The 18,824-nt window shown below is 74.2% G+C and carries 21 protein-coding genes; 11 read left to right on the forward strand and 10 right to left on the reverse strand.

The genetic code is table 11. The features are described from left to right. Positions 1 to 374 precede the first annotated feature (374 nt). Positions 375 to 698, forward strand: coding sequence for a WhiB family transcriptional regulator (locus OG556_RS18855; protein WP_030240986.1), 324 nt, complete (start codon positions 375 to 377; stop codon positions 696 to 698). Positions 699 to 915: 217 nt separating this feature from the next. Here OG556_RS18855 and OG556_RS18860 read toward each other — a convergent pair whose 3' ends face one another. Continuing rightward, positions 916 to 2,034, reverse strand: a complete 1,119-nt coding sequence (locus OG556_RS18860; protein WP_363579928.1) for an ArsA family ATPase — start codon at positions 2,032 to 2,034, stop codon at positions 916 to 918. A 143-nt stretch (positions 2,035 to 2,177) separates the two neighbouring features. Then, positions 2,178 to 3,260, reverse strand: coding sequence for an ArsA-related P-loop ATPase (locus tag OG556_RS18865; protein WP_371518060.1), 1,083 nt, complete (start codon positions 3,258 to 3,260; stop codon positions 2,178 to 2,180). Between the two features lie 208 nt (positions 3,261 to 3,468). On the opposite strand from OG556_RS18865, the gene OG556_RS18870 reads away from it, so the two are divergent. The 5 genes from OG556_RS18870 (at position 3,469) to OG556_RS18890 (ending at position 6,103) form a co-directional block, all read left to right on the forward strand. Beyond that, complete coding sequence (locus tag OG556_RS18870) at positions 3,469 to 3,627, forward strand: DUF4177 domain-containing protein (RefSeq protein ID WP_167745864.1); 159 nt, start codon at positions 3,469 to 3,471, stop codon at positions 3,625 to 3,627. After that, entirely contained in the window at positions 3,624 to 4,091 is a 468-nt protein-coding gene (locus OG556_RS18875) for a RidA family protein (RefSeq protein WP_063348662.1), read from the forward strand. Before OG556_RS18870 ends, OG556_RS18875 begins: the two co-directional genes overlap by 4 nt. 64 nt (positions 4,092 to 4,155) lie before the next feature. Continuing rightward, positions 4,156 to 5,022, forward strand: a complete 867-nt coding sequence (locus tag OG556_RS18880; RefSeq protein WP_350881965.1) for an NUDIX hydrolase — start codon at positions 4,156 to 4,158, stop codon at positions 5,020 to 5,022. Positions 5,023 to 5,099: 77 nt separating this feature from the next. Further along, positions 5,100 to 5,273 carry a hypothetical protein gene (locus OG556_RS18885; RefSeq protein WP_371518061.1) on the forward strand — a complete coding sequence of 58 codons (174 nt, stop codon included), beginning with the start codon at positions 5,100 to 5,102 and terminating at the stop codon, positions 5,271 to 5,273. Next, positions 5,270 to 6,103, forward strand: coding sequence for an MBL fold metallo-hydrolase (locus tag OG556_RS18890; protein WP_350881968.1), 834 nt, complete (start codon positions 5,270 to 5,272; stop codon positions 6,101 to 6,103). The genes OG556_RS18885 and OG556_RS18890 overlap by 4 nt, the downstream gene beginning before the upstream one ends. 108 nt (positions 6,104 to 6,211) lie before the next feature. Here the strand turns inward: OG556_RS18890 and OG556_RS18895 are convergent, their stop codons facing one another. Then, positions 6,212 to 6,886: a Crp/Fnr family transcriptional regulator gene (locus OG556_RS18895; protein WP_030240972.1), complete on the reverse strand. Its 675-nt coding sequence runs from the start codon at positions 6,884 to 6,886 to the stop codon at positions 6,212 to 6,214. A gap of 152 nt (positions 6,887 to 7,038) precedes the next feature. After that, complete coding sequence (locus OG556_RS18900; RefSeq protein WP_371518062.1) at positions 7,039 to 8,070, reverse strand: ArsR/SmtB family transcription factor; 1,032 nt, start codon at positions 8,068 to 8,070, stop codon at positions 7,039 to 7,041. Between the two features lie 120 nt (positions 8,071 to 8,190). Here OG556_RS18900 and OG556_RS18905 point away from each other — a divergent pair, with 120 nt between their 5' ends. Beyond that, a complete protein-coding gene (locus tag OG556_RS18905; RefSeq protein ID WP_371518063.1) occupies positions 8,191 to 9,030 on the forward strand; it encodes an isocitrate lyase/phosphoenolpyruvate mutase family protein in 840 nt (279 codons plus the stop codon). Between the two features lie 59 nt (positions 9,031 to 9,089). Here the strand turns inward: OG556_RS18905 and OG556_RS18910 are convergent, their stop codons facing one another. The 3 genes from OG556_RS18910 to OG556_RS18920 all read right to left on the reverse strand — a co-directional run bounded on the left by OG556_RS18910 (position 9,090) and on the right by OG556_RS18920 (position 12,792). Then, complete coding sequence (locus OG556_RS18910) at positions 9,090 to 9,707, reverse strand: RraA family protein (RefSeq protein WP_371518065.1); 618 nt, start codon at positions 9,705 to 9,707, stop codon at positions 9,090 to 9,092. Between the two features lie 146 nt (positions 9,708 to 9,853). Continuing rightward, the gene (locus tag OG556_RS18915; protein WP_371518067.1) at positions 9,854 to 11,257 is read right to left on the reverse strand and encodes a glutamate-cysteine ligase family protein; all 1,404 of its coding nucleotides are present in this window, start codon (positions 11,255 to 11,257) and stop codon (positions 9,854 to 9,856) included. Then, positions 11,254 to 12,792: a flavin monoamine oxidase family protein gene (locus OG556_RS18920; RefSeq protein WP_371518069.1), complete on the reverse strand. Its 1,539-nt coding sequence runs from the start codon at positions 12,790 to 12,792 to the stop codon at positions 11,254 to 11,256. The genes OG556_RS18915 and OG556_RS18920 overlap by 4 nt, the downstream gene beginning before the upstream one ends. A gap of 147 nt (positions 12,793 to 12,939) precedes the next feature. Here OG556_RS18920 and nth point away from each other — a divergent pair, with 147 nt between their 5' ends. The 4 genes from nth to OG556_RS18940 all read left to right on the forward strand — a co-directional run bounded on the left by nth (position 12,940) and on the right by OG556_RS18940 (position 16,659). Then, positions 12,940 to 13,812: an endonuclease III gene (nth, locus tag OG556_RS18925; RefSeq protein WP_350881979.1), complete on the forward strand. Its 873-nt coding sequence runs from the start codon at positions 12,940 to 12,942 to the stop codon at positions 13,810 to 13,812. Continuing rightward, a complete protein-coding gene (locus tag OG556_RS18930; RefSeq protein WP_371518071.1) occupies positions 13,809 to 14,576 on the forward strand; it encodes a CoA pyrophosphatase in 768 nt (255 codons plus the stop codon). Before nth ends, OG556_RS18930 begins: the two co-directional genes overlap by 4 nt. Positions 14,577 to 14,622: 46 nt before the next feature. Beyond that, positions 14,623 to 15,807, forward strand: a complete 1,185-nt coding sequence (locus tag OG556_RS18935) for a MarP family serine protease (protein WP_371518073.1) — start codon at positions 14,623 to 14,625, stop codon at positions 15,805 to 15,807. Positions 15,808 to 15,957: 150 nt separating this feature from the next. Further along, positions 15,958 to 16,659, forward strand: coding sequence for a metal-dependent hydrolase (locus tag OG556_RS18940; RefSeq protein WP_371518075.1), 702 nt, complete (start codon positions 15,958 to 15,960; stop codon positions 16,657 to 16,659). 61 nt (positions 16,660 to 16,720) lie between these two features. Here OG556_RS18940 and OG556_RS18945 read toward each other — a convergent pair whose 3' ends face one another. The 3 genes from OG556_RS18945 to OG556_RS18955 form a co-directional block, all read right to left on the reverse strand. Continuing rightward, positions 16,721 to 16,930, reverse strand: coding sequence for a hypothetical protein (locus OG556_RS18945; protein WP_063348672.1), 210 nt, complete (start codon positions 16,928 to 16,930; stop codon positions 16,721 to 16,723). 144 nt (positions 16,931 to 17,074) lie between these two features. Then, on the reverse strand, positions 17,075 to 18,094 hold the full coding sequence (locus OG556_RS18950) for an alpha/beta fold hydrolase (protein WP_371518078.1): 1,020 nt from the start codon (positions 18,092 to 18,094) through the stop codon (positions 17,075 to 17,077). 85 nt (positions 18,095 to 18,179) lie between these two features. Then, entirely contained in the window at positions 18,180 to 18,656 is a 477-nt protein-coding gene (locus tag OG556_RS18955) for a phage holin family protein (protein ID WP_371518080.1), read from the reverse strand. Positions 18,657 to 18,824: the final 168 nt, after the last annotated feature.

An 18,824-nucleotide genomic window follows, 5' to 3' on the forward strand; every position in this document is an offset into this window, starting at 1 on the left:
CTACGCTTGTCACAAGCTTGCGACAGCTTCGGTGCGTCAACACCATTCACTCTTGTGAGTGCAGAGACTTGCCCGAATTGCCCGATATTAGAGGGTTTTTGAGGCAGCTGTGGCCTGCTGTACCCGTGTGAACGGTAGCGCTCCGTGATGACACGCGTGGCGAGAGTTGCCGCGCCGCGATTGACAAGGCTTGCGACCTGCGATCACTCCAACGAGTGAGCTGACCGGTACCCATAGTCCAATCGGGTCATGCGAGATTGAGCCCGGAGGGGCTGTTGCTCGCTGTCGTTCTTCCGTAACGTCCTCAACTGGCAACGGTGAATATGCCGTTGCCGCCGTGGGGGAGCCTCGATACGGGAGAGGACGGCGCCGGGATGGGCTGGGTTGACGACTGGAGTGCGCAGGCCGCCTGCCGCACGAGTGATCCGGACGAGTTGTTCGTCCAGGGGGCGGCGCAGAATCGCGCCAAGGCGGTGTGCAGCGGTTGCCCCGTCCGCACGGAGTGCCTGGCGGACGCACTGGACAACCGGGTCGAGTTCGGGGTCTGGGGCGGGATGACGGAGCGCGAGCGCCGGGCGCTGCTGCGCCGCCGCCCGACGGTCATCTCGTGGCGGAGACTGCTGGAGACGGCCCGCACCGAGTACGAGGAGTCCCTCGCGACCGGCGTGATACTGACGGACTACGCCCAGGCGGGCTGAGCACACCGGCGCGGGCGGACCCGCGCCGTGGCAGACCGGTGCCGGGGGGCCATCGGGCTGAGGACATCGGTGCCCAGCGCACCCGTGTCCGGCGCACCCGCGTCGAGGGCGTTCGCGCCGAGGACGTTCGGGCTGAGGACGTTCACGCCGAGGACATCAGTGCCGACGACGTTCGCGCCGGGCGCACCGGTGCCGGGCGCCCGGGCCGGGCCGGTGCCTACGCGGTGCCGCTGAGCCGGTCCCCGATGGCGCGCAGCCCGTCCAGGTCGTGCACGTCGCCCGGCAGCGCGGCGACCTCCACGATCGGCACGTCCGGGTACACGGAGACGAAGCGGTCGCGGGTGCGGCGCTCCCGCCCCATGATCTGCATCCGTTCGGCGTGCAGCCTCAGCAGCCCGGCCGCGAGCAGTTCGGCCTCGGGCGAGGCGTGCTCCGAGCCGTTCTCCTCCAGTGCCTCGGCGGCCGCCAGCGCCCGTTCCGCGGTGAGCTGCGGCGCGCCCGAGCCGTGCACCCGGTTGAGCACCAGACCGGCCAGCGGCATCCGGTCCGCGGCGAGCCGGTCGACGAAGTACGCCGCCTCGCGCAGCGCGTCCCGCTCCGGCGCGGCCACCACCAGGAACGCCGTGCCCGGCGCCTTGAGCAGCTGGTACGTGCGGTCGGCGCGCTCGCGGAAGCCGCCGAACATCGAGTCCATCGCGCTGACGAAGGTCTGCACGTCGGTGAGCAGCTGGGCGCCGAAGATCTTGCCCAGGGTGCCGGTGATCAGGCCCATGCCGGCGTTGAGGAACCTCATCGCACTGCGGCCGCCGACCTTGGCCGGGGCGGTCAGGATCCGGATCACCCGGCCGTCGAGGAAGGAGCCGAGCCGGTTGGGCGCGTCCAGGAAGTCCAGCGCGGAGCGGGACGGCGGGGTGTCGACGACGATCAGGTCCCATTCCTCGGCGTCGCGCAGCTGCCCGAGCTTCTCCATCGCCATGTACTCCTGCGTGCCCGCGAAGCCGGCCGACAGGGACTGGTAGAACGGGTTCTCCATGATCGCCTTGGCCCGTTCGGGCTCGGCGTGGGCGAGCACGACCTCGTCGAAGGTCCGCTTCATGTCGAGCATCATGGCCTGCAGCTCGCCGTTGCCGGTGACCCCCTTGACGACCCGGGGGGTGTTGTCCAGCTCGGTGAGGCCCATCGACTGGGCGAGCCGGCGGGCCGGGTCGATGGTCAGAACGACGACCTTGCGGCCGCGTTCGGCGGCCCGCAGGCCGATCGCCGCGGCGGTGGTGGTCTTGCCGACGCCGCCGGAGCCGCAGCAGACGATGATCCTGGTCCTCGGGTCGTCGATCAGCCCGTCGACGGCGAGCCGGCTGCCGGCGGCCCGGACACCGCTGCCGCCGTTGCCGACCCCGCCGTTGCCGACGCCGCTGCTGCCGCCGCCGTGGGCCCGGCCGGCCCCGCCGTTCCCGCTGGTTCCGCTGGTTCCGTTGGTGGTCACGCCGCCCCCTGCCGCTTCAGTTCGCCCGCCAGCCGGTACAGCCCGCCGAGGTCCACGCCCTCGCCCAGCAGTGGCAGTTCGTACGTGGGGAGCCGCAGCTGCTGCAGGTCGGCGCGCTGCTCGCGCTCCAGCTCGACCCGCTCGGCGTGCTCCCTGGCCTGCTCCAGCAGCGGGTCGAGCAGCGGCTCCACCGCCGCCCGGACCGTCTCCGGCTTGCGCGAGCGCCCGCCGAGCCCGGCCTCGCCGAGGGCCAGGGCGACCTCCTCGCGGTGGTCCCCGTCGACCGCGGCCACCGCCGCGGCGTCCAGCACCGGCGGCCGGACCATGTTGACCATCACCCCGCCCACCGGGAGCCTGGCCTCGCGCAGCTCGGCGAAGCCGTCGACCGTCTCCTGCACCGGCATCTCCTCCAGCAGGGTGACCAGGTGCACCGCGGTCTCCGGCGACTTCAGCACCCGCATCACGGCCTGCGCCTGGGTGTGTATCGGCCCGATCCGGGCCAGCCCGGCGACCTCGGCGTTCACGTTCAGGAACCGGGTGAGCCGCCCGGTCGGCGGCGCGTCCATCACGACCGCGTCGTAGCGGCGGCGACCGTCCGGGCCCTTGCGCCGGGCCGCCTCGCAGGCCTTGCCGGTGAGCAGGACGTCCCGGACGCCGGGCGCGATGGTGGTCGCGAAGTCGACGAAGCCGACCTTCTGCAGCGCCTTGCCGGCCCGGCCGAGCTTGTAGAACATCTCCAGGTACTCGAGCAGCGCCTGTTCGGGGTCGATGGCCAGCGCGAGCACCTCGCCGCCGCCGCCCCCGCCCCCGTCGTCGGGGGGCAGGCCCAGCTGGGCGCGGGAGACCGCGGCGATCCGGCGCTCCTCGTACGGGAGGGCGGCGATGCCGAACAGTTCGGCGATGCCCTGGCGCCCCTCGACCTCGATCAGCAGCACCCGGCTGCCGTCGGCGGCGAGCGCCAGCGCCAGCGCGGCGGCCAGCGTGGTCTTCCCGGTGCCGCCCTTGCCGCTGACCACGTGCAGCCGGACGCCCTCCCAGTCGGGGTCGCGCCGGGCCGCCTGGCCGGGGGTGCGTGCCACGCTCCGTCTCCGTCCGTCTCGTGGGCCGGGGCCGCTCCGTCGGCCGGCCCGAACTACCGGTGCCCTCTCGCGAGGGTAACCAGGGAGCGCGCCGGATGCCCGGAGCACCAGGGGGGCCGGGCCTGAATCATGCCCCCTTTGTGGGCCACCTCACACGCCGGTCCGTGGGCGGCGCCGATCGCGGTGGCCGCTCGTCTAGAGTCTGGCCATGACCAAGTGGGAATACATGACGGCGCCTCTGCTCGTGCACGCCACCAAGCAGATCCTGGACAACTTCGGCTCGGACGGCTGGGAGCTCGTCCAGGTCGTGCCGGGCCCGAACCCGGAGCAGCTGGTGGCCTACTTCAAGCGGGAGAAGAACGCATGAGCAAGGTCGAGGCCAAGCTCGCCGACCTGGGGCTGACCCTGCCGCCGGTGGCCGCTCCGGTCGCCGCGTACGTGCCGGCCCTGCGCTCGGGCGAGTTCGTGTTCACCTCCGGCCAGCTGCCGGTCGTCGGCGGCAAGCTGCCGAGCACCGGCAAGGTCGGCGCCGAGGTCTCCCCGGAGGAGGCCAAGGAGCTCGCGCAGACCTGTGCGCTGAACGCGCTGGCCGCGATCAAGTCGGTGATCGGTGACCTGGACCAGATCGAGCGGGTCGTGAAGGTGGTCGGCTTCGTCGCCTCCGCCCCCGACTTCACCGGTCAGCCGGGCGTGATCAACGGTGCCAGCGAACTGCTCGGCAAGGTGCTGGGCGAGGCCGGGGTGCACGCCCGCAGTGCGGTCGGCGTCGCGGTGCTGCCGCTGGACGCCCCGGTCGAGGTCGAGCTCCAGGTGCGCGTCAAGAACAGCTGAGCGTGATCGCGAAAGGCGGGGTTGGGCCTGTCCAACCCCGCCTTCGTACGCTTAGCATCCGGGCATGGACCATCGAGCGACGACGCTCCCGATGCCGCCCGGTTGGCCCGCCCGGATCCGGGCGGTCGACTCCGGCGTGCTGACCCCGCCGGTGCCCAGGCTCGCCGCGACGGTCGTGCTGCTGCGCGACGCGGCCGCCGGGCCGCAGGCGTACCTGCTGCGCCGGCGCACCTCGATGGCCTTCGCGGCCGGCATGTACGCCTACCCGGGCGGCGGGGTGGATCCGCGCGACGCCGAGGTGGAGACGGGCTGGGCCGGACCGGCGCCCGAGGAGTGGGCGCGGCGGCTCGGGGTGGACGCCCGGACGGCGCGGGCGGTGGTCTGCGCGGCCGTCCGCGAGACCTTCGAGGAAGCCGGCGTGCTGCTGGCCGGCCCGGACGCGGACAGCGTCGCCGCGCCGCGCGACTGGAGCGCCGAGCGGGCGGCGCTGGAGGCGCACGAGCTGTCCTTCGCCGAGTTCCTCCGCGACCACGCTCTGGTGCTGCGCAGCGACCTGCTGGGCGGCTGGGCCCGCTGGGTCACCCCGGAGTTCGAGGAGCGCCGCTACGACACCTGGTTCTTCGTCGCGGCGCTGCCGGCCGGGCAGAGCGCGGCCCTGGAGGTCGGCGAGGCCGACCGGGTGGCCTGGCTGACGCCCGCCGAGGCCGTTCTCGGCTACCAGGAGGGCCGGTTCGGGATGCTGCCGCCGACCGTGACGGTGCTGCGCGAGCTGGCGCCGGTGCGCACCGCCGCGGAGGCGCTGGACGCGGCCGCCGGGCGGTCGCTGGAGCCGGTGCTGGGCCGGGCCGAGGTCCGGGGCGACCGGATGACGGTCCGCTGGCCCGGGTACGACGAACTGACCATCGACGGGGACTTCCCCGAGGACGCCTGACCGTGCCGGCGCCGCCCTCGTCGGCGCTGTCGCCGACGATGCCGAACAGACTCGAAACCAGAGAGGACCGACGCCCGATGACCCACAACGCCGTGGCTCGCCGGACGGCACCCGAGCTGCCCGCCCGCCGCCTGATCCCCCGTACCCCGGCCTGCGAGAGCCTGGTCCCGTTCGTCGAGACGGCCCAGCGGCCGCTCGTCCGGGCCCTGCCGCTCAGGGCCCTGCACCGGCCCCGCGGGGACAACCGGTGAGCGGGCTCCTGCCGGGCGACCCGGCCGCCACCATCGACGGCGAGGCCACGGCCCGGGCGCTGTGCGTGCTGGCGCCCAACCCGTCGCCGATGACGCTGGACGGCACCAACACCTGGCTGCTCTCCGAGCCCGGCTCGGACCTCGCGGTGGTGGTCGACCCCGGCCCGCTGCACGAGGGCCACCTGCGCCGGGTGGTCGACCTCGCGGAACAGCAGGGCAAACGCGTCGCGCTGACCCTGCTCACCCACGGCCACGCCGACCACTCCGAGGGTGCGGCCCGCTTCGCCGAACTCACCGGCACCGAGGTGCGCGCGCTGGACCCGGCGCACCGGCTGGGCTCCGAGGGCCTGGTCAACGGCCAGCGGCTGGACGTCGGCGGCCTCGACCTGCGGGTGGTCGCCACCCCCGGCCACACCTCGGACTCGCTGACCTTCCACCTGCCCGCCGACGGCGCGATCCTCACCGGTGACACCGTCCTCGGCCGCGGCACCACGATGGTCGCCCACCCCGACGGCCGGCTCGGCGACTACCTGGACTCGCTGCGCCACCTGCACACGATGGCCTCCGCGCACGGCGTGCGGACGGTGCTGCCCGGCCACGGTCCGGCGCTCGCGGACGCGCTCGGCGCCGTCGACTACTACCTCGCCCACCGGGCCAACCGGCTCGCCCAGGTGGAGACCGCGGTCGAGGCCGGCTGCCGGACCGCGGACGAGGTGGTGGCCCGGGTCTACGCCGACGTCGACCGGGCGCTGTGGCCGGCCGCCGAGCTCTCGGTCCGGGCGCAGCTGGAGTACCTGGAGGAGCACGGGCTGATCCCGGGCCTCGACTGATCCCGTCGCGCGGCGGGCAGCGGAATGCCGAAGGGCCCGTCCGCTCGGACGGGCCCTTCGGCGGTTACGTCGTGAAGACGCGAAGGCGTGAAGACGTGCGCGCCGAGGTCAGCGCGAGCGGCGCGACAGCCGCTCGACGTCCATCAGCACCACCGCGCGCGCCTCCAGCTTCAGCCAGCCGCGGCCGGCGAAGTCGGCGAGCGCCTTGTTGACCGTTTCGCGGGAGGCGCCGACCAGCTGGGCCAGCTCCTCCTGGGTGAGGTCGTGGGCGACGTGGATGCCCTCCTCGGACTGCACGCCGAAGCGGCGGGAGAGGTCCAGCAGGGCCTTGGCGACGCGGCCGGGCACGTCGGAGAAGACCAGGTCGGACATCACGTCGTTGGTCCGGCGCAGGCGGCGGGCGATGGCCCGCAGCAGCGCGATGGAGACCTCGGGGCGGGCGTGCAGCCAGGGCTGCAGGTCGCCGTGGCCCAGGCCGAGCAGCTTGACCTCGGTCAGCGCGCTGGCGGTCGCGGTGCGCGGGCCCGGGTCGAACAGCGACAGCTCGCCGATCATCTCGCTGGGGCCGAGGACGGCGAGCATGTTCTCGCGTCCGTCCGGCGAGGCGCGGTGCAGCTTGACCTTGCCCTCGGCGACGACGTACAGCCGGTCGCCCGGGTCGCCCTCGTGGAACAGCGACTCACCACGGGCGAGGGTCACCTCGGTCATGGAAGCGCGCAGCTCGCCGGCCTGTTCGTCGTCGAGTGCCGCGAAGAGTGCGGCGCGCCGCAGAACGTCGTCCACGTGCTTCCTCCTTCTCGGCCGTTCGGCGGGTGGGCCGTCCGGCGCAAGTTCCGTACCGTGCTCTGCATCACCAAGCATGGCGCATGTCGCTCCGATCATATGAGGAGGGGGTGTGCCGAGGTGTGCGGTGCGGGGCCATTCGTACCGGCGGGTCACCGGGCGGGGCGTCGCGGGGGCGGCACCGGGTCGAACGCTTCATCGGACGGTTCGAACAGTGAATCGCCCACCGCCGTACGGGCGTAGAGGACGCTGTGACCGGCCCGGTGGGCGCTGGTCAGACCCGCCGCGCGCAGGGCGGTCAGGTGCTGCGATACGCCGGCGGCGGACAGCCCGGTGCGGCGGGCCAGCTCGGTGGTCGAGGCCGGGGAGTCCAACTCGGCCAGCAACCGGGCCCGGGACCGGCCCAGGACGGCGGCCAGCGCGTCCGGGCGCCGGTTCGGGCGCGGCTCCCACAGGGTGGCCGCGCCGCGCGCCGGGTAGCTCAGCTGCGGCGGGTCCGGCGGCAGCACCCGGGTCAGCACCCGCGGCCAGGCGAAGGCGGACGGCAGGAGCAGCAGCCCGGCCCCGGCGCTCAGCCGGGCGACCGCGCAGTGCCGCCGCTCCAGGCGCAGCGCCGCGCCGTCCCAGCGGACCGTCTCGTGCAGGTCGTCCAGCATCCGCGCGGTGCCGTGCTCGGCGGCCTGCCGGGAGCGGTGGAACACGTCCGCCTCCAGCAGGGCGCGGATCCGGGCCCAGTACGGGGCGAGCGCGAGCTGCCAGTACGCCTCGATCTCGGCGGTGAGCCGGGGCAGCTGCGCCGCCGGGTCGCGGTACAGCGGCTCCAGGACGGGCGGCAGGCGGCCGCCGGCCTCGGCGGCGAGGACGTCGAGGTCGGCGCGGACCTGCCCGGTGCCGGTGGCGGCGATCGCGGCCAGTTCGTCGGCGAGGGCGGGGGAGAAGCCCGCCGGTGCGGGGTTGAGGAAGTCGGGCAGGTGGCCGACGGCCGGGACCATGACGGCCAGCCGGCCGCGGTCGAGTCCGGTGGCGGCCAGCCGGTCGCGGACCTGGTCGGCCCAGCGGCGGTGCAGCGCGGGGACGGGGGAGTGGGCGAGGGCGCGGAGGCTGGTCACCACCTCCTGCATGGGGGAGAGGGCGAAACGGGTCAGCGCCAGGTCGTTCGCGGAGAAGTGCAGTGCCGTCCGCATGCCGGGCCCCTCCCAGAAGATTCGGCCCCAGCTTAATCAGTGGTGGCCCGCCCGGGCCGGGCCGCACGATGCGGGGGAACCGAGGCAGCACCCGATGGCACGGAAGAACGGTGACCCCGCATGTCCACTCCCCCTCAGGCCCCCACCCCCACGCAGCGCGAGCGGGCGCTGCGGCTGCGGGAGCTCGTCGTGGACGGCCCGCTCGTCCTGCCCAACGCCTGGGACGCGGGCAGCGCCGCCGTCATCGCCTCGGCCGGCGCCCCGGCGATCGCCACCACCAGCGGCGGCGTCTCCTGGTCGCTCGGCCACGGCGACGGCCACCGACTGGACCGGGCGCAGGCCGTCGAGGCGGCCCGCCGGATCGTCGCGGCCGTGGACGTGCCCGTCACCGTCGACGCCGAGGGCGGCTACGGGCCGACGCCCGCCGACGTGGCCGCGACCGTGGCGGCGCTGGTCGGGGCCGGTGCCGTCGGCGTCAACCTGGAGGACTCGACGGCCGTCGGCGGCCCGCTGTTCCCGGTGGCCGAGCAGGCCGACCGGCTGCGGGCGGCCCGGACGGCGGCGGCCGCGGCCGGGCTGCCCGAGCTGGTGGTCAACGCCCGCACCGACGTCCTCCTGTTCGGGCTGGGCGGCCTCGACGACGTCTTGGCCCGGGCCGAGGCCTACGCCGAGGCGGGCGCCGACGGCCTGTTCGTCCCCGGGCTGCTGGACCTCGACGCCCTCGCCGGGCTGTGCGAGCGCTCCCCGCTGCCGGTGAACGCCATGGCCGTCGCGGGCGGGCCGACCGTCCCTGAACTCGCCGCCACGGGGGTGCGCCGGGTCAGCGTCGGCACCGGGCTCGCCCAGCTCGCGTACACCGCGGCGCGCCGTGCGGCCGCCGAACTGCTCGGCGCCGGGACGCTGGCGGAGCTGGACGGCGCGCTCGGCTACGGCGAGCTGAACGGGCTGTACCGGGGCTGACCGCGGGCTCGCCGGGCTCGCCGGGCTCGCCGGGTCCGTCGGGTCCGCCGGGCAGGGGTTCAGCCGGTGAAGCCCAGCTCGCCGAGCGTCTTCTCGATCCGGGCGCGGTGCGCCGCCTCCCAGTCGTCCAGCGTCTCGGCGGCCTCCTTGGCCAGCTTGGCGCGGGCCGCCTCCAGGGCCTCGGCACGTCGGTCGGCGGGCACCACCACGACCCCCTCCTCGTCGGCCACCACGATGTCACCGGCCGCCACCAGCACGCCGCCGCAGCGCACCCGGGCGCCGTGCGTGCCGAGCTCCCGCTTGGCCCCCGGGACCGGGATCACGCCGCGGGCGAAGACCGGGAAGCCCAGCTCCCGCACCTCGCCCAGATCCCGGATCAGGCCGTCGGCCACGAAGGCCACGATGCCCCGGCGCTGCGCGACGGCGCACACGTTGCCGCCGGCCAGCGCGTAGTCCAGGTCGCCCGACTCGACGACGATCACGGTGCCCGGCTCGGCCCGGTGGATCGCCGCGTGCAGCATCAGGTTGTCGCCGGGCGGGCACTGCACGGTGAACGCCGGGCCGGCCACCCGCGGCGCCCCCGCCCACAGCGGACGGATGCCGATGTCCATGACCTGGGCGCGCCCGAGCACGTCGGCCAGGGTGGTGGTGGGGATGTCCTTGAAGTCCTGGTCCATGCTTCCTCGTCCTTCGGTGGGCGGGCGGCGGCCGGCCGCCGCCGGTCACGCTAACCCGCGACGGTTCGGGCGAGGAAGGCCCTTCGGCCGAAGGACTCCACCGCGCCCGAGTGGCCGTGCCGGGCGGCCGTGTCGGGCGCGGGGCGTCAGACGCGGAAGGCCGCGACGTAGCGGCGGGGGTCGCGGCGGAGGTCGGTGTCCCAGCGGGCCGTGCACTGCTCCGCGAAGGTCTGCCCGGTGCGCAGCACCTCGTCGAGCGGGTCGAGGTAGTCCAGCACCTTCGGCTGTTCCAGGCCGGCGCGGACCCGGGCCCGCAGGCCCGCCCGGGCGAGCCGGACGAGTTCCGCCGCGAGTTCGCGGACCCGCTCGCCGCCGAGCAGGGTGTCCAGGCCGTCGGCGGGGAGCCTGGCCTTCGCCGCGCGGTGCTCCGCCACGCCGTGGTGGCGCAGCAGTTCCCAGGCCGCCGTCCGCGACGGGGGGTGGTAGGCGAGCCCCGCCCACAGCGCCGGTACGGCCGGGATGTGCGGGTACGGCGGGCCGTCCCCGGCCCGAAGTTCCAGGGTCCGGCGGACCCTGACGTCCGTCCAGATCTGCGACATGTGGGAGACCCAGTGGTCGAAGGTCGGCATGCTGCCGTCGTCGAAGCCCTGCCGCAGGATCTCGGCGAACGGCCGGTCGGGGGCGAGCCGGTACCGTCCGTCCGGGCCGCGGTAGTAGATCATCGGGATCCCCAGCGCCCAGTCGATGACGTCGTCGGCGTTCACGTCGGGCCGCAGCGCGGGCGGCAGGACGCCACAGCGGCGCGGGTCCATCCGCAGCCAGTTCTGCGACCTGTGCGAGAGCAGCCCGTTCGACCGGCCGCCCTGCAGCGGCGAGTTGACGAGGAGTGCGGCGACCACCGGGGACGCGGCGGTCAGCATCCGCAGCTTCTGGGTGAAGTCCTCGTCGGACAGGTAGTCCAGGTGCACCTGGGTGGACAGCGACATCGACATGATCTTCGGGGCCCCGCTGCCGGCCTCGCCGATCCGGTCGAAGAAGTCGCGCATGACGGCGCCGCGGAGCATCGGCACCCAGGAGACGGTGTCGAGCCGGTCGAAGGGGAGGTTGCCGCCGGGCAGGAGGGCCAGGCCGAAGCGTCCGACGAGTTCCGCGAGGCGCTCCATCGTGGCCCGCATGTCGTCCACGGCCGTGGCCAGGTCGGCGGCCGGGGCGGAGGAGTACTCGACCTGGCCGCCGTGTTCGAGCGTGATCTGGGCGGTGTCCGCCAGGCCCACGCCGGTCAGTCGGCCGTTGTCGCGCAGGTCCGTGCCGCCCCATTCGGCGAGGACGGCCTCCAGGACGGCCCGGACGCCGTTCTTCCCCTCGTAGGGGGCGGCCCGCCCGGTCTCCGGGTCGACGATGCCGTTCTCGATCTCCAGCCCGATCCGCTCGGTCGCGGCCGCCGCCGGGGCGAGCAGCGGTCCGAGGTCGTCGCGGTGCAGCGCCGCTCCCGTCGCCGGGCCGCCGCTCTCCTCGCCGGTTCGGCGCCGGGGCGCCGGTGCCGCGTTCACCCGGCCCGCAGCCGGGCGGTGTCGTCGGCGTGCCGTCCCCGGTCGATCAGTCGGCCGACCACGGCCAGGGCCGACTGGGCGGAGCCCTGCATCCAGGCGTGCGCTCCGGACAGGTGCTCCCCGGCGAAGAAGATCCTGGGGTCGTCGGTCGGGTGCGGGGCGCCGAGCCCGGTCAGGTACCGGGTGTGCTCGCCGGGCGCGAGGTGGGCGAAGGCGCCGCCGCCCATGCCGACCTGGTCGTCCCAGTTCCAGTGCACGATGTCGTCCGCGTCGCGGAGGATGCCGGGGTGCAGCCGTTCCAGGCACTTCAGGACCAGCAGGTCGCGGTCGGCCGGCGGCAGGGTGGTGAGGCGGCGGGCGTTGGCCCCCCACAGGTAGGCGCCGACGAGCACCGCGGGCTCGTGGGAGCGCTGCGGGTCCCGGGCGGCCCAGCGCCGTCTGTCGACGGTGCTCCCGTTGGTCCGGCCGTCGACGGGCCGGGCGTTGTCCGACGGGTACCAGCACTGCTGGATCGGCATGTCGGTGAAGCTGCCGCCGCCGAAGATCCGGTCGTCCAGTTCCCAGCCGCGCCGCTTGGTGTGGACGAGCGTCTTCGTGCTGCTGGCGTAGCTGATGCCGCGGATCGCGTGGCGCTGGTGGTGGGGCAGGCCGGGCCGGAAGCTGATCTGGTCGAGGGCGGGGACGGGGACGCAGCAGACGACGAAGTCGACGTCCTCGGTGATCGTGCCGCCGAGGCGCCGCCCGTGCACCCGGACGCCCCGGCGGGTCAGCGAGAGTTCGTCGATCTGGGTGGAGAGCTGGAGGGTCCTCGGCCGCAGCCGGCGCACGAACGCGTGCACCAGGCGGTCGGTGCCGTCGACCAGTTCCACCTGGCCCGCGTGGAACAGGCCGAAGTAGTCGACGAGGACCTCCAGCAGGGAGGACTGCTCGTAGTGGACCAGGCCGCTGGCGTGGCCGAGGAGGTCCCAGGCGTCCTGCGACAGGTGCTCGTGGACGTACTGCCACAGCGATACCGAGACGAGCCGGTCGAGCGCCGGGTCGTCCCAGTGGCCGTCCAGCACCCGCCGGCGCTGGTCGGGGGTGAGCGTCTCCCAGGCGGCCGTCAGCAGCCGGTCCAGGATCCGTACCGGGTCCTGCTTCTCGGCGGCGCGCAGCGCGTACGCCGGGTGCAGCGCGTGCACCGCCTGGACGCGGGCGCGACGGCCGCGCAGGTGGTAGTAGGCGTCCGGGTTGAAGTTGACGAACGGCCTGGTCCGCAGGCCGAACTGGGACACGTAGTGGAGGACGCAGTGGTGGTTCCCGGGGATGCGCATGGCGCCCAGGTCGGCGTGCGTGCCGTCCCAGAAGCGGTGCGTGCGCACCCGTCCGCCGGGTTGGTTGGACCGCTCGTACAGGACGATGCCGAAGCCCCGGCGCTGGAGCTCGTAGGCGGCGACGAGGCCCGCCACCCCGGCCCCGATCACCGCGACGCGTCCGGTGGCGCCGGTCACCGGGCGCAGCAGGCTGCTGGGAAAGGCGAAGCTCTCGTCGAACATGGGCACCTCGCGTCGTCGTAGCACTCAGCCTGGGGCAGCCCGCCGTCGCGAGCCACCAGACCGCGCCCATCCGAAGGCGGGTCCGCGGCTCCCGCGGGCTCCGGTGATCCGCTGCCCGCCGTCGGCCGTTCGGCGTAGCCTTCGTGCATGGCAGAGAGCAAGGTCCGGGCGGCGGCACCGAAGGCGAAGGCCGTGCCGGGGGTGAAGCCGGGGAAGCCGGAGTCGCACCTGGCGATGGTGCGGCGGGCGCGGCGGATCAACCGCGAGTTGACGGAGCTGTACCCGTACGCGCATCCGGAGTTGGACTTCGAGAACCCGTTCCAGCTGCTGGTGGCGACCGTGCTGTCGGCGCAGACGACGGACCTGCGGGTGAACCAGACGACGCCGGCGCTGTTCGCGAAGTACCCGACGCCGGAGGACATGGCGGCCGCGAACCCGGAGGAGCTGGAGGAGGTCATCCGCCCGACCGGGTTCTTCCGGAACAAGGCGAAGTCGCTGATCGGCCTCTCGATCGCCCTGCGCGACGACTTCGGCGGCGAGGTCCCGGGCCGCCTGGACGACCTGGTGACGCTGCCGGGCGTGGGCCGCAAGACCGCCAACGTGGTCCTCGGCAACGCCTTCGGGGTGCCCGGGATCACCGTGGACACGCATTTCGGGCGGCTGGCCCGGCGGTTCGGCTGGACGGCCGAGGAGGACCCGGTGAAGGTCGAGGCGGCCGTCGCCGAGATCTTCCCGAAGTCGGAGTGGACGATGCTGTCGCACCGGGTGGTCTTCCACGGCCGCCGGATCTGCCACTCCCGCAAGCCCGCCTGCGGCGCCTGCCCGGTCGCGCCGCTCTGCCCGTCGTACGGGGAGGGCGAGACCGACCCGGAGAAGGCGCGCAAGCTGCTCAAGTACGAGCTGGGCGGGCAGCCCGGGCAGCGGCTGAGGCCGCCGGGGGACTTCCCGGGGGAGGCCGCCGCCCGGGCCGACGCCGCCGAGCACCAGGGGCGGATCGCGGACCTGGCGGTGGGCGAGTGACCCGCGAGGCACGGCGGGCGCCGGAGCCGTCGGCGGTGCGGGTGGTCGAGGCGGACGGCCTGCCGGCCTGGCTGGAGCCGGTGCGGGAGGCGGCCGAGCGGGTGCTGCCGGAGCAGCTGAGCCGCTTCCTGCCGCCGGTGGAGGGCGGCCGGGCGGCGGCGGTGCTGATGCTGTTCGGCGAGGGCCCGGACGGGCCGGACCTGCTGCTGATCGAGCGGGCCCGTTCGCTGCGCTCGCACGCCGGGCAGCCGTCCTTCCCGGGCGGCGCGCTGGATCCGGAGGACGGTGATCCGGACGGCCCGGGCCCGGTCGCGGCGGCGCTGCGCGAGGCCTGGGAGGAGACCGGGCTGGACCCGGCCGGGGTGCAGGTGTTCGCGGTGCTGCCGGCGCTGTACATCCCGGTCAGCCGGTTCGTGGTGACGCCGGTGCTGGGCTGGTGGCGCGAGGAGTCGCCGGTGCGGCCGGTGGACCAGGGCGAGACCGGTGCGGTGTTCCGGGTGCCGGTCGCCGATCTGGCCGACCCGGCGAACCGGGTGCGGCTGCGCCACCCGTCCGGGCACGTGGGGCCGGCCTTCGCGGTGGCCGGGCGGCTGGTCTGGGGGTTCACGGCCGGGGTGATCGACCGGGTGCTGCACCACGGCGGGCTGGAGCTGCCCTGGGACCCGTCCCGGATCGTCGACCTCTCGGACGAGGCGCTGGCCCTGGTGCAGGGCGATCTCGACCACTCCCGGGCGCTGCCCGGCGGCGACGCCGGTCCCACGTGAGGGGCCGTCTGCACGGCCGGGCCGCGGGCCGTGGGAGGGTGTCCGGGTGAACGTCCTGGATGTGCTGCTGATCGCCGCTGCCGTGGCATTCGCCGTGTCGGGCTACCGGCAGGGCTTCGTCGTGGGTGTCCTGTCCCTGGTCGGCTTCCTGGGCGGCGGCCTGCTGGCCGTCCAACTGCTGCCGCTGCTGCTCGACCACCTCAGCCCGGGCACCACGGCCTCGGTGGTGGCCGTGGTGGTGGTGATCGTGTGCGCCGCGATCGGCCAGGCGGTCACCGCGCACTTCGGCTGGAAGCTCCGGGGCCACATCGGCCGCCGTCCGGCGCGGGTGCTGGACGCGACCGGCGGCGCGGCCGTGAACGTGGTCTCGATGCTGCTGGTGGCCTGGCTGATCGGCTCGGCGCTGGCCGGGGCGTCGCTGCCGACGGTGTCCAAGCAGGTCCGTTCCTCGGCGATCCTCGGCGGCGTGCAGAACGCGCTGCCCGACGACGCGCCGAACTGGTTCTCGGACTTCTCCAAGGTGCTGGCCCGCAATGGCTTCCCGCAGGTCTTCAACCCCTTCGAGCACGAGCCGATCACCCAGGTCGACACCCCCGACCCGGCGCTGGCCGGCAGCCCGGCGGTGGCGCGGGCCAAGCAGAGCCTGGTCAAGGTGGTCGGCACCGCCACCTCCTGCAGCAAGACCCTGGAGGGCAGCGGTTTCGTCTTCGCCCCGCACCGGGTGATGACCAACGCCCACGTGGTCGGCGGGGTCGACGAGCCGACCGTGCAGATCGGCGGGGTCGGTCAGCTGTACGACGCGACGGTGGTCCGCTACGACTGGCAGCGCGACATCGCCGTCCTGGACGTCCCCAAGCTGAACGCGCCCCCGTTGTCGTTCGCGGGCGAGGCGAGGACCAACGACAGCGCGATCGTGGCGGGCTTCCCGGAGAACGGCGCCTTCAACGTCCAGCCGGCCCGTATCCGCGGCCGGATCCAGGCCAACGGCCCGGACATCTACCACCGCGGCCAGGTGGTCCGCGACGTCTACTCGGTCCGCTCGCTGGTCCGCCAGGGCAACAGCGGCGGCCCGCTGCTCACCCCGGACGGCCAGGTCTACGGCGTGGTGTTCGCCAAGTCGCTGGACAGCGCCGACACCGGGTACGTGCTGACCGCGGCCGAGGTGCGGGAGGACGCGGAGAAGGGCGGCAGCGCGAGCGCCCGGGTGGACACCCAGGGCTGCGCGCTCTGACCGGGCCCCGGGGCGGTCCGACGCGCCGGATCCGACGATCCGATATCCGTCGCACCGTCAGTCCGCCCTGGTAGCCTCTGCCGCGCTCACCCGTTCGGCTCAACCGGGCGCCGTCCCGGAGTGAGTCTTACGGGAGGTCGTGGTAGTCCGATGATGGGTCACTCGCACGCGGTCAGTGGGGCGATGCTGTACGCCGCCTCCGCACCGTTCCTGCCCCCGCTGCTGCTGCACACCACGCTGCAGCCGGCGGACATACTGATGGGCACGGTGCTGTGCGCGGGGGCGGCCCTGCTGCCGGACCTCGACCACCACGACGGCTCGATCGCCAACTTCCTGGGGCCGATCTCCAAGGCGCTCTGCCGTTTCGTGGCCTGGGCCTCCGGCGGGCACCGGCACGCCACCCACTCGCTGCTGTTCGTCGCGCTGATGGGCGCCGGCACCTGGGCGGGCGTCACCTACCTGGGCCGCAACTTCACCCTGGTGCTGACGTTCTTCCTGATCGCGCTCGCGATCCGGGCGCTGCGGCTCTGCCCGCCGGGGGACGGCCCGGAGAGCTGGATCACCATCATCGGGCTGTCCGCGCTCGGCACCTTCGGGATGAACACCTGGATGCCTAACTCGCCGGGCTGGCTGCCGTACGCGGTGGCGCTGGGCACCCTGGCGCACCTGCTGGGCGACTGCCTGACCAAGAAGGGCGCGCCGCTGCTCTGGCCGCACAAGGAGCGCTACGAGGTGGTGCTGATCAAGCGCAGCGGCAACAACGTCGAGACCAAGGTGCTGGTGCCGATCATGTCGGTGGCGACCTTCGTCCTGCTCTGGTTCACCGCGGTGTCGCCGACACTCGTGAACTGACCGGCCGAACCGGCGGCCGGGGCCGGCCCGCCGGACCGGCCCGATGACGCGGCGCGAGGCCTCAGGTCTCGCGCCGCAGCCGTGCGCCGACCCAGCGGGCGCGCCGGCCGAGGATGCGGGGGATGCCGAGCTGCCGCTGCGCCGGGCGTGGACGGCGGTCGGGGCCGTCGTAGCCGAGGTCGTCCGCCCAGTCGGGGCGGTGGGCGGAGCGTTGGGAGCTGTTGTGGCGTCGGGCGCGCGGGGCGCCGCCGCGATCGGGCATCCAGGTCATACCGGAATGGATGCCCCTGGGCCGGTGGGGGTAACCGCCGGGCACACGTCGAAATTGGCCTATGCGGTTGTCATATGTGCGTCAGATCAAGGGAGTTGGGACCAAGGGCCCTTCCCGCCCGGCCCCTTCGCCGCTCCTGCGCCGTCACTCCTTGTGACGGCCGACCCAGTCCAGCAGCTCCGCGGTGAACTGCTCCGGGGCCTCCTCGTGCGGGAAGTGCCCGACCCCCGGCATCAGCCGCCAGCGGTACGGCGCCGCCACGTACTCGCCGCCGCCCAGCGCGGTGTGCGACAGCAGCACCGGGTCCGCCGCGCCCTGGACGTGCAGGGTCGGCGCCGTGATCGGCTTCTTCATCCGCCGGGCGAACTGGATGCCGTCCGGGCGCGCCATCGAGCGCAGCAGCCAGCGGTACGGCTCGATCGAGCAGTGCGCCGTGCTGGGGATCTGGATGGCCTGCCGGTACGCGTGCACCGCCTCCTCGTCCAGCCGGTTCGGACCGGCCCAGGCGTCCAGGTAGCGGCCGACCAGCGCGGCGTCGTCGGCCACCAGACGGCGTTCCGGTATCCACGGTCGCTGGAAGCCCAGCACGTGCTCGAAGGCGGCCGCCTGGCGGCGGTCGGTCAGCAGGGCCCGGCGCAGGTCCCGGGGGTGCGCGGCGGAGACCACGGTGAGGCTCTGGATCACCGACGGGCGCATCACCGCCGCCACCCAGGCCAGCGTGCCGCCGGCGGCGTGCCCGACCAGGTGCGCCCGGCGTTCGCCGAGCGAGCGGATCACCCCGGTGATGTCCAGGGCGAGGTTGCCCGGGTCGTACCCGCGCGGGGTGCGGTCGCTGCCGCCGATGCCCCGCAGGTCGAGCGCCACCGCCCGGTAGCCGGCCTCGGCGAGCGCGGTCAGCTGGTGGCGCCAGGCCCACCAGTACTCGGGCCAGCCGTGCACCAGCAGCACCAGCGGGCCCGAGCCCAGCTCGGCGATGTGGAACCGGGCGCCGTTGGCCGCGAGGTCGCGGTGCGTCCACGGGCCGCTCTGCCGGACGCTCCAGGCCTCGGCGCCGCCGTCGGGGGCGGTGCCGGGGGTCTCCTCGGCGGGCTCCCCCCCGGGTGCCAGGTCGGGTCCGGAGTCGGCGGACGGCTGCGCGGGCACGGGCTTCTGGTCAAGCGGCATACCGAGAGCGTGTCACATCCGTGCGCCGGACGGCGCCCGGTACTCGCTCCGGGCGGGCGGCTGTGCACCGCCCCCGGAAGGACCGTTACGGGATGCGGCCCAGGGCCCGGTCGATCTCCTCCTTGGTGGCCGGGCGCGGCCGGGCGTTCTTCAGCACGTCGGCGGTCTTCTGGGCGCCCTCGATGGTGCGGTGCGGCTTCTCGATCCGCTTGAACGAGCGCCAGGCCATCAGCCCGAGCAGCACCGCGAGCAGCAGGTAGGCGCCGGCCACGATGAGGAACGACCAGCCGAGCGACAGGCCCAGCGCGTGGATGCCGAAGGCCGCCGCGGCGCTCAGCATCGGGACGGCGGCCAGCGCCACCACGGCGGCGACGCCCAGCGAGACGCCCCCGGAGACGCCGCGCTTGACGTCCGCCCGGATCTCGGCCTTGGCGAGCGCGATCTCGTCGTGGACCAGTGCGGACAGGTCGGCGGTGGCCGCCGCGAACAGCTGCCCCACCGAACGCTCGCCCTCGTAGGGCGCCCGGCCGTTGCTGGACGGGTCTGCGGTTCCTGCGGGCATCAGCGGTTCTCCTCTGCGGCTGTGCGGCGTGACGCCGCCGCGTGGTGCGGTTCGGGGGGCCGGAGGGGCCCGGAGGCGTCAGTGGACTGTCGACAGCTCAGAATCATGCCCCTACCGGTCAGTCGCACACCACTCCGGGGCCCCGCCGGGGGGACGTGTCCGGGCGCT

Source organism: Kitasatospora sp. NBC_01300 (genome assembly GCF_041435235.1).
In the GTDB taxonomy this organism is placed as follows: Bacteria; Actinomycetota; Actinomycetes; order Streptomycetales; family Streptomycetaceae; genus Kitasatospora.

Excerpts from the sequence above, each read along its gene's own strand:
- OG556_RS18855 (WP_030240986.1), top strand. The coding sequence starts at position 375 with ATGGGCTGGGTTGACGACTGGAGTGCGCAGGCCGCCTGCCGCACGAGT.
- OG556_RS18870 (WP_167745864.1), top strand. The coding sequence starts at position 3,469 with ATGACCAAGTGGGAATACATGACGGCGCCTCTGCTCGTGCACGCCACC.
- OG556_RS18875 (WP_063348662.1), top strand. The coding sequence starts at position 3,624 with ATGAGCAAGGTCGAGGCCAAGCTCGCCGACCTGGGGCTGACCCTGCCG.
- OG556_RS18880 (WP_350881965.1), top strand. The coding sequence starts at position 4,156 with ATGGACCATCGAGCGACGACGCTCCCGATGCCGCCCGGTTGGCCCGCC.
- OG556_RS18885 (WP_371518061.1), top strand. The coding sequence starts at position 5,100 with ATGACCCACAACGCCGTGGCTCGCCGGACGGCACCCGAGCTGCCCGCC.
- OG556_RS18900 (WP_371518062.1), bottom strand. The coding sequence starts at position 8,070 with ATGCGGACGGCACTGCACTTCTCCGCGAACGACCTGGCGCTGACCCGT.
- OG556_RS18905 (WP_371518063.1), top strand. The coding sequence starts at position 8,191 with ATGTCCACTCCCCCTCAGGCCCCCACCCCCACGCAGCGCGAGCGGGCG.
- OG556_RS18910 (WP_371518065.1), bottom strand. The coding sequence starts at position 9,707 with ATGGACCAGGACTTCAAGGACATCCCCACCACCACCCTGGCCGACGTG.
- OG556_RS18920 (WP_371518069.1), bottom strand. The coding sequence starts at position 12,792 with ATGTTCGACGAGAGCTTCGCCTTTCCCAGCAGCCTGCTGCGCCCGGTG.
- nth (WP_350881979.1), top strand. The coding sequence starts at position 12,940 with ATGGCAGAGAGCAAGGTCCGGGCGGCGGCACCGAAGGCGAAGGCCGTG.
- OG556_RS18940 (WP_371518075.1), top strand. The coding sequence starts at position 15,958 with ATGATGGGTCACTCGCACGCGGTCAGTGGGGCGATGCTGTACGCCGCC.
- OG556_RS18945 (WP_063348672.1), bottom strand. The coding sequence starts at position 16,930 with ATGACCTGGATGCCCGATCGCGGCGGCGCCCCGCGCGCCCGACGCCAC.
- OG556_RS18950 (WP_371518078.1), bottom strand. The coding sequence starts at position 18,094 with ATGCCGCTTGACCAGAAGCCCGTGCCCGCGCAGCCGTCCGCCGACTCC.
- OG556_RS18955 (WP_371518080.1), bottom strand. The coding sequence starts at position 18,656 with ATGCCCGCAGGAACCGCAGACCCGTCCAGCAACGGCCGGGCGCCCTAC.